A 13,948-nucleotide genomic window follows, 5' to 3' on the forward strand; every position below is an offset into this window, starting at 1 on the left:
ACCCCCGACCCGGGCCCGGCCTTCCAGAGTCTCAACCGGGCCCGGTTCTCACCGTCCCGGTGCCGGTGTGGGCTCCGCCGCGTGCCGCCGGGCGGTCGCGCGGCGGGTGACGAGCCGGCCGAGCGTCCACACGCCGATGCCGCTCCACACCAGGTTGAGGCCCGCCGAAGGCCAGGCCGAGTAATACGCGCTGTTGATCATCAAGGTGGCCGCCCCGCCGAAGTTGAGCAACTGGTAGGGCAGCTTGTCCGCGGACATCCGGCCGGACGACACCAACGCGTACGCGAGCAGAAGGACGACGGCGCCCGCGGTGCCGATGATCGTGATGAAGGTGGACATCAGGACGGTTCGCCGTCCACGCACATGGTCATGACCCGATGATCCTGCCTGCGGAGAGTGAAGGGCAAATGAAGGATTCTTGATCCGAACATAAGACCTGCTGCATGGATATCGACCCGTGGCGGCTGCGGATCCTGCACGGGGTGTCCCGCAGAGGCGGCGTCGTCAAGGCCGCGCAGGCGCCGCACCTCACGCCCTCAGCCGTCTCCCAGCGGCTCGCCATCGTGCCGTCGCCGGCGCTGCTCGCCCGCGTCCTGACCCGTCGCCGGGCGCCGGTCGCTCAGTCGCTCACCCGGGGGCCGGTGATCCGGTCGGCCAGGCGGGCGAGGCGTTCCCGCAGGCCGAGCCGCCGAATCTCCCCGGCCGCGCTGCTCACCAGGTGCTGCGCCGCGTCGAAACTCAGGACGGCCCCCTCGGCCGGTACGGCGATCGCGTCGTGGGCCAGCGACTCCAGTTCGGGATCGCCGCCGTCGACGGCGAGGATCGTGGCGCCGCTGCGGCGGGCGTCGTCCACCCGTTCGAGCAGGGGCACGGGGGTTCGTTGCTCGGTGACCACGAAGAGCGTCTCGCCCCTGCCTGCGCTCCGCAGGCGCTCCACCCCGACCCGCAGGTGGGCGGGCGCGCCGGGCGGCGGCGCCCAGCGGACCAGCGTGGGGGAGAGCTGGGCGAGCCCCGACAGCCGGGCCTCGTCGGAGAGATGGGCGGTGACGTGCCACGGCTCGTCCTCGGGGGTGCCGACGACGAGGAGCCCTCCGGCCGACCGGGTGGCCCGCAGGGCCAGGCCGAGCTCCCGGGTGCGTTCGAGCCATCCGGTGGAGGCGAGCACTTCGCGCAGCAGGTTCACCGATGCGGCGTCCATGAACGTTATGGTGCCTGACACGAGCGCGTGAAGTCCCGCCAATCGGGTCCATGACACACGGTTACCGCCGGGTAACGATCAGCCCGCGGCGCCGATTGCGGAATGGGATCCAACAGCCGGAAGGCGGCTTCATGAACCTTCCCGTTCGCGCCACCCTGTCCGTGATCGGGTCTCTCCTCCTGCTGCCCGCACTGGGGGGCACCGCACGCGCGACCTCCGCCGGAGGCGCCGGGTGCCGGGCGCGAACCTGTCCGGCAGCGCTCCCGTCGTCGTCATGGGCTATTCGCAGGGCGGGTCGTCCGCGACCTGGGCCGCCCAGCTCCAGCCGTCGTACGCGCCCGAGCTGCGGCTCAAGGGCGTCGCGGCGGGCGGCGTGTCGGCCGACCTGCGGGCGGTGGCCGACCACCTGGACGCCACGGGCGACTTCGGGCTTGCCGCGGCCGCCGGCATCGGCCTGGACGCCGCCTATCCCGAGCTGCGCCTGGACGGCCACCTGACCCCCGAGGGCGCGGCCCTGTCCGGCGACGCCCGCGACGACTGCGTCCCGCGATCCCGAACCGACGACGGGTCCGATCACCGGCACGGTGATGAGTCGTCAGGGATACCTTGAACCGGAGCATCGGGGATGTCCTGTTCCTCACGTCACGACCGGGACCTCGCCCGACGAGGCCGGACGCGGGACGCGTGAACGACCGTATAGGCCGATACCTTCTCGGGCTCTCCCACCGGCCGGCCATCCACCTCCACCCAGGCGTGAGCGGTGAACGGGTGCATCGCGAATCCGGCGCGCCAATCGGGGGCGCTTCCCCGGAGGCGGCACAAGATCACGACGGCCACCGAACGTTGGAGGCATCCCTGTCCGGCGCAGCGCGGGCTCAGCGCGCACACCACGTTCCGCGCTTCACCGGCGTCCGTCGCCGACGCGTGAGCGACGCCTCGGCAAAGGCACGTCAGTACGGCGGCAAGACGATCTGGGGAAAGCAGGATCAGCACCCGTGCGACGGTGATGGCCAGGCGCGCTTGAGCCCGGTACCTGACCGGATGGACCGTTTCCATCGTGATCAGTCCGAAGAGTCGGCGCGAATGAGGCGCGCCTCGACAAGAGCCGCGACCAACTGGTCGATGTCGGCTTTCACCCGCACGCGATCGATGTCATGGATTTGAGCGATCGACTCGACCACTTCGGTGGCTGTGTCGCCGTCGAGCAGGCGTTTCAGCATCAATAGTGCGGTGCCGTTGATGCGCCAGTAGGCCGCTTTACGTCCGGTCCCTACCAGGACCGCTTGCCCGTCGACTTCCTGGAGCACAACTCCCTTGTTCAATTGGATAGCCACGATATTCCCTTATTCGTCGTGAAGATGGAAACGGGTGATCAATCGACTCCACGCAGCCATCGCTCCGCGGTGACCAACTTCTCAATTTCAAGTAGCCCGATGTCGGATGCCGCTGGTTCAGCCAGAATCGGCTCGATCAAATCTCGCTGAACGAGGTCGCGCTCCACCAGACAGCTGTCCTTGAACTCGACGAGGAGCTTGTCCCGGCGGGCTCGATGCTCGGCGTAGATATCCGAGGTGAAGTCTCCCCGGCCTCTCTTGTCGTAGAAGCCGCTTGGCGCGATTCCATTCATCGTGGCCGCCAGCAGCGGCTTGTCGACAGAGTCGCTGATCCGGGCGGATGCTGGGGCGCGGAGCACCGCGCGCACGACCCGGCTGTCGGTGAAGGGCGCGCACCAGCGAATGTCGTACTGGCCGTACACCTCGGAGAACTGCCGGAGTATCTTGCCTTGAAAAGTGACCGACTCCACGGTCTGGTGTGCGAGCGGGTCGCGGCCCAAGGGCTCGGGCGCCGACGTGGCCGCATCGAAGAATGCCTGAACGATAAGGTTTCTCGCCTTGGTCGTGATCCACCGGGGGAGAACCACCGGCGGAAACCAGGAGTACGCGTCCTCGGGCCGCGAGGGGGCATCGTGCGCGATCGAGGCAGCGACACGCAGGAAATATCTCTGATAGCTCTCCCGGGATGACGCGCCCCTGAGAAGCGGAACAAGACGCTGCTTCTGCGTGAGTTGGAATCTGCGCATACGCCTCAAGGCCGCGACGGCATTCTCGCGCCACAGAGCCCGGAAAAAGCCAGGAACCACGTCGAAGAGTTCGTCGCCACCGAGGCCGGTGAAGTGAACGTGCGCCCCGGTCCGGCAGAGCTCATCCGCCAGGAGGTCGAGGTAGCCGCGGGAGGCGGCCCAGACAAGAGGACCTTCGGCGATGGAGGCCGGGCTCGGGTCGGGATCCAGGTCGAACGCCGTGCTCTGTTCGGCCAGCGGCGGGAACTCGTGCAGGGGCAGCCGGAGGTCTCGGGCAACCTCGCGGGCACGGGTCGTCTCGTCATTCCATGGGCTCATGGACGACGTTCTGTAGGTCGTGAATTCCGCGTCCAGGTCCGCGAGCAGGAAACAGAGGCTCGTCGAGTCCAGGCCGCCGGACAGGTCCGCACTGACGCGCCTGGCGCCGCTGTGGATCGCTCCGCCGGCCGCTTCACGCAGCGACGCGCGAACAGCGTCGGCCGACGACGCGAAGTCTTCGCCCGAAGCCGGAGGAACCCACCATCGCACGGGCCGAGCCGACCCCCGCGCGTCGATCCGCAGCCACTCGCCGATGCCCAGCGAGCACAGACCAACCCACGGTGTCCGCGGAGCGAACGGGTGGATGGGCAGTGCCTTCACCAGGGAGAGTGCAAGCCACGTCTCATCGACCTGGGGCTGTGTCACCTCCCTCAGCACACGCGGGCTGTTCGAGGCGAGCGCGACACCGTTGACCATGCTCCAGAACAGCTGCCTTTGCGTGCTCAACGAGCCTTGCAGACGCTGCTGCCCGTCGGCCGAGACAAGGAGGAAGCTGTGTAGCGTCAGGCTCTTCGCGATGTCGTCGACGCGTGCACTCGTCGAGAGGTCGTCGACTTCGGCCGCGACGACAGGGTCGCTGTTCGCTTCGGGAACGGCGATCCTCGTCCCGTCCGCCAAGTCCCGGACCGCCCAGTGCGACAGATCGTCCGTGAGAATCCAGGGCCTTCCCGAAGGATGCCGGACGACATCCGGCTCGACATCCCAGCTGAGACGGCCGGCGATGTGGTGATCGAGGTCTCGGTCCGGTAAAGCCAGAAACTTCACGTGACGTCACCCAACCATTGGAGTTCCAGTTGCGTCGCCGGTGAGTCGACCAAGCAAATGTGCGGGTGAGGTGAACTGAATCACCTCACCCGCGCACCGGACTCACGGTGAGATGAACGTGTGCCCACCGAAGAGGTCGCGATAGTCCCACCAGGGGTAGCCATTTGTCACTTCACGGAACCCGCCAATTTCCTCCAGGACCGGAGCGACGTAAGACTGCTTAGCCATGTCTCTCACCTCCTTCCTAATAGAACGGGTACCACAAGATAGGCGCAGTCAGCGCCTACTGACCCCCGCAATAGGCGGCAGTTGTTGTTCTCTGCCCCAAGCCTGCGGGCCGTGGGGTCACGCTAACACGCCGGCAGAGAAGCGGCCAGATTCGCGTTGAGACGTCCGATGACGGCCTCGATATTTTTTCGCTTTCGACGGACCGGGCCCTAGAAGAATGAGGATGTGCGCGCGAATACCATGCGCTTCACTATCTGTCATCCCCTTGACTCGGAGTGGGGTGCTTATCGACATGATGCGACGGCGGTTCTGATGACGGTATGCATCTTTCTCAATCCGCCTCGCAATGAGAGATCGGTCACATTGTCTGCGGCAGACTCCCTGTGATAGTCCGAAATCATTCTTCCGCCGGCCTCTTGGCGCCTCATGTCGTGCTGGGTCTTCCATGCGAACGGGCCGAAAGACCGAGGTCGCAGACCTCCGGATGTCGCGCGACCACCCGTGATCTTGTTCTTCCGCTCGGACGTTGAATCGTGATTGGATGGTGTGACATGCGACGTGGCGATGGAGCCCGTTCGTCGCTCCGTGTGCTGCTGGGCCTGCTGAGGGGCAATGGCGGACTTCTCACAGGCGGGATCGTCGTCAGCCTGCTGGGAGCCGCCGCGTCGTTGCTGCTTCCCGTTGTCGTGAACCGCCTGGTGAAAGAGGTCGGCGGCTCCGGCGGGACGTCCCTGATCCCGCATGTTCTGCTGGCGTGCGCGCTCCTCCTGGCCGTAGGACTTCTCAGCGCGCTGCAGCAATATCTCCTCTACCGCATGGGGGAGGGCATTGTTTTCAACGCCCGGCGGACGCTGATCCGTTCGTTGCTGCGGCTGCCGATCCGTGAGTTTGACGAGCGCCGAAGCGGCGACTTGGTCTCTCGTGTCTCCAACGACACGACAGTCATTCGCCTGGCATTGACCCAGGGGGTCCTCGCGAGTGCCGGCGGAATCGTCACGATGGTTGGCGCGCTGGCCGCACTGCTGCTACTCGATGCCTTACTCTTCGGGCTGACGCTGGGCATAGCCGCGGTTTTCGCGATACTCACGACTGGGATGTCGCTGGGCGTCAAGAAGGTGAGCCGCGAACTGCAGGAAAGCGTCGGTCAGCTCACATCGGCGCTGAGCAGGGCCATTGTGGGCATCAGGACGATTCGCGCCGGGAACGTGACCGATCCCGAAGAGCGGGCCATCATCCGCACCGCCGACGACGCGCGCAAGGCGGGGCTGAAGGTCGCAAGGATCACAGCGCTCCTGGAGCCGATGTCGCTTCTGACCATGCAGGCCGCCGTCCTGATGGTGCTGGGGGTCGGCGGCCTCAGGGTCGCGGCCGGTCAACTCGCCATCGGCGACATGGTGTCGTTCCTTATGTACGTTTTTCTGCTGATCGCCCCGCTCGGACAGATCTTCTCCGCCTTGGGGTCCCTTGGCTCCTCGATAGGTGCGATCGATCGCATTCGGGAGATCACCGAGCTGCCGAGCGAGTCCGGCGATCACCGGGTCACGTGCACGTCCAAGGGGCGCGCAGGAGCGGCGAGCGTCACGTTCAGGAACGTCACCTTCGATTATCGGGCCGCGGCCGTGAACGGCTCCTCGCGGCGGGGCGCGCTCTCGGATGTGTCCTTTCATATCGATCCCGGTCAGCGTGTCGCCTTGGTCGGCCCTTCGGGAGCGGGCAAGACCACCGCTCTCAGCTTGATCGTGCGCTTCTACGATGCGACTTCCGGCCGAATCCTCATCGACGGCGTGGACATCGCAGATCTTCCTCACGAACTCGTGCGTGACCGCGTTGCGTACGTCGAGCAGGACTCGCCGGTATTACCAGGGACGATTCGCGAGAATCTCACGCTCATCGCGCCAAAGGCGACGGACGCCGACTGCTGGGGTGTCCTGGACGCCCTGGAACTCGGGGAGAGGATTCGGGTCTCGACCACGAGATTGGACACTCCGGTCGGGGAGTTCGGCGCGACCCTGTCGGGTGGAGAGCGTCAGCGGCTTGCCGTCGGACGCGCGCTTCTCGCACGGCCCCGGCTCCTCCTCCTCGATGAGTCGACGGCGAATCTCGATGGACGAACCGAGATGCTCGTCCGCCGGGCGATCGCGTCGGCAGCGGACAACTGCACTCTCGTGATCGTGGCTCATCGCCTCGCGACCGTTCGAGACGCTGATTCCATCATCGTCTTGGACGAGGGCCGTGTCTCGGCGCAAGGCAGCCACGATGATCTGATGAAGGAGAGCCCGCTGTACCGGGAGCTCGCGCGCAATCAGCTCCTTGTCGAGTGAACGCGCGCGCCGGTTCGCGGTCGGCTGCACGTGTTCGATCGCGCCCAGGCGCGTATTCAACGTGTCGACTGGACGAGGTTGCTCTCGTAGGCCGCGATGACGAGATGCGCGCGATCTCGTGCCTGGAGCTTGCTCAGCAGGTTGCCGATGTGGGTCTTGACGGTTTTGATCGAGATCATGAGCGTCGTCGCGATCTCGTCGTTGGAGAGCCCGTGGCCGACCAGGGTGAGGACCTCGGTCTCCCGCTCGGTGAGACCGTCCAGGCTCCCCGGCTTCGCGACCGCCGGCTGGGCGATGTAGGCCTCGATCAGGCGTGTAAGGACTCTCGGGGCGAACAGCGACTCGCCCTGATGCGTTCGGCGAATCGCGTCGAGGAGTTCGTCCGGGTGGGCATCCTTGAGGAGAAAGCCGCTGGCGCCGGCTTGCAGGGCGGCGCGGACATACTCGTCGAGCTCGAACATCGTGAGAACGATGACCTTCACCGATTCAGTGCCCGGGTCGGCCATTAGGCGGCGGGTGGCTGCGATTCCATCTGTGCCCGGCATGCGGATGTCCATCAGCACGACGTCGGGATGGAGTTCAGCGGTGAACTCGACCACCTCATCGCCTGTGCCCGCCTCGCCGACCACCGTCATGTCGTGATTGGCGTTGATGACGGCGGCCAGGCTGTGACGCAGCAACGGCTGGTCATCGGCGATGACGACGCGAATCGGAGTCTCGCAGTCACTCATGACGTCCGAGCCTCGGGAATACGGGCGGTGACGCGAAACCCGTTCTCGACGTGCTCGGCTCGAAAGGTCCCGCCGACGGCGGCGACGCGCTCCCTGAGCCCCTCGATCCCATGCCCGGCTCCCGGGTGAGGTGTCCATCCGTCCACAGGGCCTTCGTCCCATACGCTCGTGACCACCCAGTCGCCGTCGCGACGCACGTGCACGTTCGCGCTCGTGGGCCCGGCATGCCGAGCGGTGTTCGTGAGGGCCTCACGCACGATGGAGCAGACCGTGAGTTGCGCGCCGGAGCTGATGTCATCGATCTCGCCGAGCCTGAGAGTGACGGTTGGGCCTGCCCTTTCGGCATCCTCGATGATGGCCGGCAGGTCGTGAAGGGATTCCGCGGGCCGCAGAGGTGCGGTCGTGCCGGTCGAGTCACGCAGCACGTTGAGCATCCGGCGTAGCTCTGTCGTGGTCTGCCGCCCGATGCGCTCGATGTCCGACAGCGCCGCGGAGCTGTCATCCCCCGCGCCGGGATAGCGTGCCGCGCTCGCGCGGACAGTGATCAGACCGAGGCCGTGAGAGACGATGTCGTGCAACTCGCGGGCGATGCGGAGTCGTTCGGCCTGTGCCGCGCGTTCGCCGGCCCATGCTGTCAGGCGCGCTTCGTACGCGATTCGCTGCCGGCGTGCGTGAAACAGCGCCCACACGGTGACCGTCAACGCCAGCGCGGCGATGACTACCGGGAGGACGACCGCGGCGGTACCCCCGCGGCCGACCGCGAGAAGAGCGAGCAGGAGCACGACGTGAACGGCGATGGCCAGTGGCCAGACTCGCCGACTGCGTTTCGGAAGTGCCTGACCCGGCCCCATCCCCCAAGTCTAAGGACTCGCTCGTGGATGAAGCATCAGTCCTGGGTCCGAGAGGCCCAGGTCCGAGCCGCGAGACGATGTCCGGTCTTCGGTCCGATGACCGGAGGTCATGTTCCGGGTTCACATGTGAACATGATTACGATCGACAGCCTCGTCAAGCGGCGCGGTTCCAAGGAGATTCTGAGCGGCATCGGCTTCCAGGCCCGCCCCGGAAGAGTGACCGGCTTTCTCGGCCCGAACGGAGCGGGAAAAAGTTCCACGCTGCGCATTCTGCTGGGCCTGGATCGAGCGACCTCCGGCACGGCACTCATTAATTCTGTCCCGTTCGTGCAGCTTCGTGATCCGCTCGCCACGGTCGGGGCCATGCTGGACGGCTCCGGCGCGCATCGGGCGCGGACGGGCCGGGCACACCTGCGGTGGGTGGCTCGCTCCGCAGGGCTGCCGCGGGCGCGCGTCGACGAGGTCCTTGACATCGTGGGCCTGACGAGCGCCGCATCGAGGCGGGTCGGCAGCTACTCCCTGGGCATGGCGCGTCGTCTCGGGCTGGCGGCGGCGCTGCTCGGAGACCCGGAGATCCTGATCCTGGACGAGCCGGTGAACGGGCTGGACCCGGACGGCATCCGCTGGATCAGGACCTTCCTCCGCCAACACGCCGCGTCCGGCCGTACCGTGCTGCTCTCCAGCCACCTCATGGGGGAGCTCGCGGAAACCGTGGATGACGTCGTGGTCATCAACGAGGGCAAGGTCGTGGCGGATGGCACCCTCGACGAGATCACCGGCTCTCACCGCACTCTCGAGGACGCGTTCTTCGCCCTCACCACGGGGGGTGCGCCATGAGGGCGCTCGCGGCTGAGGCGTCGAAGCTCGCCTCGTTGCCGACGGTGTGGATCGCGATGGCCGCCGGGGTGCTCGTGCCAAGCGTGATCGCCGCAATCACCGCGTCGTCGACCCGCAGCACGATCACCCGTGGCGCCGCGACCGTCGCCGGGGCCGACACCGGATATCAGGAACTGGCGTTCGGCGTGGTTGGTGCGATCACCCTCGGTGTCGTCGCCATCAGCAGCGAGTACTCCACCGAGAGCGCGGAATCCGGAGGCGGGCGCCAGATCACCACCAGCCTGACCGCCGTTCCCGCCCGCCTTCGGTTCCTGCTCGCGAAAATCTCCGCGGTCGCGATCGCCGCCGCGGTACTCGCGATCATCGCGTCGGGGACCACCATGGGCGTCATCCACGTGGTGCTCGGCGAGCACGCCCCTGCGATGGGAGCGGACGACGTTCCGCGGCTGGCCGGTGTCGTCTGCTACTGGGTGTACACCGCGCTCCTTGCCTTCGGGATCACCGTGCTCACCCGCCACGGGGTGATTCCGCTCGCGGTGCTCATCGCGAACACCTCGGTCGTCACCGTCACCTATCTGCTGACCAAGATCACTCCGCTGGCGAATTACCTGCCCGACATGGCCGGGGTCCGCATGTTCATTCGGAGGCTCGCCGACAACACTGCCGAGATCAGCCCGCTCACCGGAGGACTGGTGATGACCGCCTGGGTGGCGGTGCTGCTCGTGATCGCCGCCGTCGCATTCACGCGGAGGGACGCATGACCGCCCCTACGACGGCGACTCGCACCCGTGGCCGGGAAGCCGCTCAGGCGCTCGCGGCGGAAATGTCGAAACTCGTGTCTCTTCCGGCGACCTGGCTGACGCTCGGAGGCACCCTGGTGGTGAATCTGATCCTCGCGGTCGCGTTCACGGTCGCCGGCCTTCAGGGTTCCACCGGCACCAAGAGCGCCGTCGACATCGGATTGGCCTCGATCAGCTACGCGCAAGCCGGCTTCGTCATCCTCGGCGTCCTGACAGCCTGCTCCGAGTACATCGGTGGGCAGATCCGCACCACGCTGACCGCGATGCCCCGCCGCGCCCTTCAGTTCACCGCCAAGCACCTCGCGTTGGCGATAGTCGTGTGTCCCGCAGCGGCGATCACCGCTGCGTCCGGAGTCGTGCTCACGGCTGGTGTGCTCGGCGACACCGCTGCGCCGGTGACCTCAGGTCGTGTCGTGGGGGCCCTGAGCGGTGTGACCGCGTATCTCGCGCTTACCGCGTTGATCAGCGCCGCCGTCGGTGCGCTCGTGCGCCGGACTCTTGCGGCAGTCGTCGTCCTGCTGGGGTATTTCTTCATCGTCGGACCGCTCCTGCGCGATCGCACCCCTGCGGCGAAGTACCTCCCGGACACTGCCGGATTCGCCATGTGGTTTCCGGTAGCGGACGACGCGAGCGCGGTGACACCGGCGCAAGGCGCCCTGCTCCTCACGGCGTGGACTGTCGCCCTGATCGTCTTCGTCGTAATCGGGTATCGCCGTTGGGATATGTGACGCACAATTCCCAGAACCACTGGTCAGATGGCCGGTCGATGCCGTCGGCGAGCGCGATCACGATTTGCGGCCGGAGCGCAAGACCCGCCGGGGATGATCCGGGCACCGCGGAGTTGGGGGAGTCGTCCTTCGCGCCTCCCACGTCAACAGCGTGGTTGACATTGCAAGACAATGGCGGAAATCATGCAGATGCTCCCGGCAGCCTCCGTTAGCGGGAAGCGTGCTCAGCGGTGCTGCCGCGTGTCCGTAGTCCTCCTTGCTTCGCACATATCGCTGCCGGGGAGTGCGGTCAACCAGCTCCATGACGACATGGGTGAGGAGGCAGCGCTCTCACACCCCTGAGATTGAGGAGCCGATCGGGAAAACCGTCCTCATGAATCAGAGGCGGAGCCGAGGCCTGACCGCCTTGGCTCTCTACGGGGTTTCAGAACCGGGGGTTATGACCAATGGCGATGCCACTTCTCGATCCTGTTCCGAGGAAGGAAGAAGAGCGCGGGACTGCCCGCCGGGGAGTCAGCGACATGAGAAGGCATTCTCAACAGGAGAGGCTGGGGCTCGACGCGTCAGTGCGAGCGGGCAGGCTCGGGCTGCGTCTTCCAGTGGACCTGACATTCGAGTCATGGCAGAGGATCGGCAATCAGTTATGCGTCATCGCGAACTCCTCCACCTGGTGGCTGGGCGACTGGCTCGTCTACGGTGAGGAGTTCTTCAGTGACCGGTACCGGATGGCTATCGCAGAGACGTCCCTGTCGTACAAGACTCTCCGAAACTATGCATGGGTGGCCCGAAAGTTCCCAATGTCCCGTCGACGGGACACGCTGAGCCTGCAGCACCACGCGGAGGTGGCCGCCCTCATCGAAGACGAGCAGGAGTTGTGGCTCACACGGGCGGAGAAGGAAGGCTGGCCGCTCAACAGGCTGCGCAGGGAGATACAAGCAAGCCGTGGCCGCGGCCAGGACGCGGACACGGTGACGGTGACCATCTCCGTCGCGGTCTCGTCGGAGCAGGAGGAGCGGTGGAAGGCGGCGGCGCAGGTCGCGTCCGTCCCCTTGCCCGAGTGGATCGCCGCGACACTCGACCGGGCCGCTGTTCAGGACCACGATCCGAGGTAGCTGTTGGTCGTCGGCGACAGGTGGGCGGAGGACGTGGCTCCCGATACCCGTCGCCGGCCGGTCCGATCCTCCGGCGGTCCCAGCCGCGTTCACCCCGGGCTCTGCGCCGTCGAGCTCGGGGAGCCGGAAGTCATGTAGGCGGTGGCCTGCAGTGTGTACATCTCGGCGTACAAACCCTTGTCCGCCATGAGGCTGTCGTGCGTCCCACGCTCCAGGATGCGCCCATCCTTCAGCACGAAGATCTGGTCGGCGTGCCGGACGTTGGAGAAACGGTGTGAGACGACGATCGCGGTGCGCCCCCGCAACAGCTTCCGCAGGTTCTCCAGCAGCGCGTGGTCGGCCTGCGCGTCCAGCGCCGACGTCGGCTCATCCATGATCACCAGGTCCCGGCCCCGGTAGAAGGCGCGGGCGATGGCCAGGCGCTGTCGCTCGCCTCCGGACAGCGCGGTGCCGCCACCGAACTCGGGGCCGAGCGGGGTCTCGTACCCGCCCGGCAATCGGTCGACAAATTCGCGCGCGCCCGCTTCGTCGACTGCCGTGCGGACGGCCGTCTCCCCGTCCGGCCGCGTCGTGTCCCCAAGCGCCACGTTCTCGGCGACGGAGAAGTGGTAGGTCATGTGGTCCTGGAAGACGGTCGTCACCTGGTCGCGCAATCCCTCGCGGGAGAGCTCGGAGGTGTCCGCACCGTTCCAGAGCACGGCGCCCGACGAGGGCTCGTACAGGAAGGCCAGGATCTTCGCCAGCGTGGTCTTGCCCGAGCCGTTCGGGCCGACGAACGCGACTATCTGGCCGGCTCGGATGGTCAGGTCGACGTTGCGCAGCGCCGGCCGCGCGGTCTCGGGATAGACGAAACCGAGCTCGCGCACGCACAGTTCGCGCAGCGGTCCCGGCTGCGCGACCTGACGGCTGACCGAGCTCCTTCGCATGAGCTGAGCGAAGAAGGCGTGCTGGTCGTCGAGGAACAGCCCCGCCTCGGACAACTCGGCCAGCGGACCGCCCAGACCGGCCATCGCCGTCGCCAGCCTGCTCAAGCTGAGCACGGTGGTGAGCACCGTCGAGGTGTCCATCGCCCCGACGGCGTAGAACCAGGCGAGCACGGTCACGACCACGCACAGGATCAGGCCGAACGCCAGCACTCCCAGCAGCTGTCTGCGCCACTGCCCGCGCAGGGTTTCGCGCAGTTCCGCGTACCGCCTGCGGGTCAGGAGGTCGTATCTCTCGGCGAAGTGCTCCGACAGGCGGAAGGAGCGCACTTCCGCGGCGGCCTGTCGGCCGGTGATGAGCATGCCGACGTACCTGCGCATCCGCTCAAGCGGGGTCATCCTGGTGAAGAAGGCGAATCGGTCGCCGGCGAGCTTGGAGCTGACGACCGCGATCGGGGCCGCGGTGAGCGCCATCACCGGCAGCAGCCATGGCTCCAGCACGATGAGCAGCACGGTGAAAGCGGCCACCTGGAAGGCGGAGGCCAGCAGGCCGTTGACGCCCCTCACCACCTGCCGCGGTTTGCCGTCGGCGGTCTCCTCCGCCCGGCTGATCCGGTCGTGAACGACCGGGTAGTCGAAGTCGGCGAGGTCGAGCTTCGCGATGGCGGCGTGCATGCGGCGGCTGCTGAACTGACGCACCCGGTCCACGAGCAGCTCGTTCAGCGTATGACGCAGGTTGCCGAGAATGAGAGTGACCAGGGTGAGCAGGACCGCTCCCGCAAGCCACGGGATGAGCGTCCTGGTCGCCTGCGCGGGGCCGTCGGAGGACTCGAGGAAGACCCCTACGCTGCCGCGGAACAGCAGCAGCAGACCGACGCCGAGCAGCCCCTCGACGGCCGGCAGGAGGATCACCCCTGTCCAGAACAGCGTCGCGTCCGCCTGCCTGCTCAGCCTGAGGGCGGCCATGACGGTGGCGGCGGTGCCGGAACGGCTCATCGCTTCCTTCATCGCCGTGCCGGCGGTATCCCCCTGCTCCGCGGGGCTCGCTGGATAGCC

General features: G+C 66.8%; 15 protein-coding genes. 6 read left to right on the forward strand and 9 right to left on the reverse strand.

Annotation, left to right across the window (positions count from 1 at the left end):
• Positions 1 to 48 precede the first annotated feature (48 nt).
• Entirely contained in the window at positions 49 to 339 is a 291-nt protein-coding gene (locus tag BXA11_RS00530) for a CBU_0592 family membrane protein (RefSeq protein ID WP_143734029.1), read from the reverse strand.
• Positions 340 to 619: 280 nt separating this feature from the next.
• On the reverse strand, positions 620 to 1,198 hold the full coding sequence (locus BXA11_RS00535; protein ID WP_076431853.1) for a hypothetical protein: 579 nt from the start codon (positions 1,196 to 1,198) through the stop codon (positions 620 to 622).
• A gap of 232 nt (positions 1,199 to 1,430) precedes the next feature.
• On the opposite strand from BXA11_RS00535, the gene BXA11_RS00540 reads away from it, so the two are divergent.
• Positions 1,431 to 1,808, forward strand: coding sequence for a lipase family protein (locus BXA11_RS00540; protein ID WP_076431855.1), 378 nt, complete (start codon positions 1,431 to 1,433; stop codon positions 1,806 to 1,808).
• A gap of 32 nt (positions 1,809 to 1,840) precedes the next feature.
• Here the strand turns inward: BXA11_RS00540 and BXA11_RS00545 are convergent, their stop codons facing one another.
• The 4 genes from BXA11_RS00545 to BXA11_RS45700 all read right to left on the reverse strand — a co-directional run bounded on the left by BXA11_RS00545 (position 1,841) and on the right by BXA11_RS45700 (position 4,589).
• On the reverse strand, positions 1,841 to 2,254 hold the full coding sequence (locus tag BXA11_RS00545) for a lasso peptide biosynthesis B2 protein (protein ID WP_076431857.1): 414 nt from the start codon (positions 2,252 to 2,254) through the stop codon (positions 1,841 to 1,843).
• A 5-nt stretch (positions 2,255 to 2,259) separates the two neighbouring features.
• A complete protein-coding gene (locus BXA11_RS00550; protein ID WP_159454720.1) occupies positions 2,260 to 2,532 on the reverse strand; it encodes a PqqD family peptide modification chaperone in 273 nt (90 codons plus the stop codon).
• Positions 2,533 to 2,570: 38 nt separating this feature from the next.
• Complete coding sequence (locus BXA11_RS00555) at positions 2,571 to 4,361, reverse strand: asparagine synthase-related protein (protein ID WP_076431861.1); 1,791 nt, start codon at positions 4,359 to 4,361, stop codon at positions 2,571 to 2,573.
• A 102-nt stretch (positions 4,362 to 4,463) separates the two neighbouring features.
• Positions 4,464 to 4,589 (reverse strand): lasso RiPP family leader peptide-containing protein, encoded by a 126-nt coding sequence (locus BXA11_RS45700; protein WP_142556472.1) that lies wholly within the window; start codon positions 4,587 to 4,589, stop codon positions 4,464 to 4,466.
• A 587-nt stretch (positions 4,590 to 5,176) separates the two neighbouring features.
• On the opposite strand from BXA11_RS45700, the gene BXA11_RS00560 reads away from it, so the two are divergent.
• Positions 5,177 to 6,910, forward strand: coding sequence for an ABC transporter ATP-binding protein (locus BXA11_RS00560; RefSeq protein ID WP_159454721.1), 1,734 nt, complete (start codon positions 5,177 to 5,179; stop codon positions 6,908 to 6,910).
• Positions 6,911 to 6,966: 56 nt separating this feature from the next.
• Here BXA11_RS00560 and BXA11_RS00565 read toward each other — a convergent pair whose 3' ends face one another.
• Entirely contained in the window at positions 6,967 to 7,641 is a 675-nt protein-coding gene (locus BXA11_RS00565) for a response regulator transcription factor (protein WP_076431863.1), read from the reverse strand.
• Entirely contained in the window at positions 7,638 to 8,423 is a 786-nt protein-coding gene (locus BXA11_RS00570) for a sensor histidine kinase (RefSeq protein WP_244303542.1), read from the reverse strand. The genes BXA11_RS00565 and BXA11_RS00570 overlap by 4 nt, the downstream gene beginning before the upstream one ends.
• A gap of 201 nt (positions 8,424 to 8,624) precedes the next feature.
• On the opposite strand from BXA11_RS00570, the gene BXA11_RS00575 reads away from it, so the two are divergent.
• The 4 genes from BXA11_RS00575 (at position 8,625) to BXA11_RS00590 (ending at position 11,969) form a co-directional block, all read left to right on the forward strand.
• Positions 8,625 to 9,329 carry an ABC transporter ATP-binding protein gene (locus BXA11_RS00575; protein ID WP_076432405.1) on the forward strand — a complete coding sequence of 235 codons (705 nt, stop codon included), beginning with the start codon at positions 8,625 to 8,627 and terminating at the stop codon, positions 9,327 to 9,329.
• Positions 9,326 to 10,090, forward strand: coding sequence for an ABC transporter permease (locus BXA11_RS00580; protein ID WP_076431867.1), 765 nt, complete (start codon positions 9,326 to 9,328; stop codon positions 10,088 to 10,090). Before BXA11_RS00575 ends, BXA11_RS00580 begins: the two co-directional genes overlap by 4 nt.
• Positions 10,087 to 10,857, forward strand: coding sequence for an ABC transporter permease (locus BXA11_RS00585; RefSeq protein ID WP_076431869.1), 771 nt, complete (start codon positions 10,087 to 10,089; stop codon positions 10,855 to 10,857). Before BXA11_RS00580 ends, BXA11_RS00585 begins: the two co-directional genes overlap by 4 nt.
• Positions 10,858 to 11,303: 446 nt before the next feature.
• The gene (locus tag BXA11_RS00590) at positions 11,304 to 11,969 is read left to right on the forward strand and encodes an LmbU family transcriptional regulator (protein ID WP_244303545.1); all 666 of its coding nucleotides are present in this window, start codon (positions 11,304 to 11,306) and stop codon (positions 11,967 to 11,969) included.
• 89 nt (positions 11,970 to 12,058) lie between these two features.
• On the opposite strand, the gene BXA11_RS00595 is transcribed toward BXA11_RS00590, so the two are convergent.
• The gene (locus BXA11_RS00595) at positions 12,059 to 13,888 is read right to left on the reverse strand and encodes an ABC transporter ATP-binding protein (protein WP_076431871.1); all 1,830 of its coding nucleotides are present in this window, start codon (positions 13,886 to 13,888) and stop codon (positions 12,059 to 12,061) included.
• Positions 13,889 to 13,948: the final 60 nt, after the last annotated feature.

The sequence above is a fragment of the Microbispora rosea genome (assembly GCF_900156315.1).
In the GTDB taxonomy this organism is placed as follows: domain Bacteria; phylum Actinomycetota; class Actinomycetes; order Streptosporangiales; family Streptosporangiaceae; genus Microbispora; species Microbispora rosea.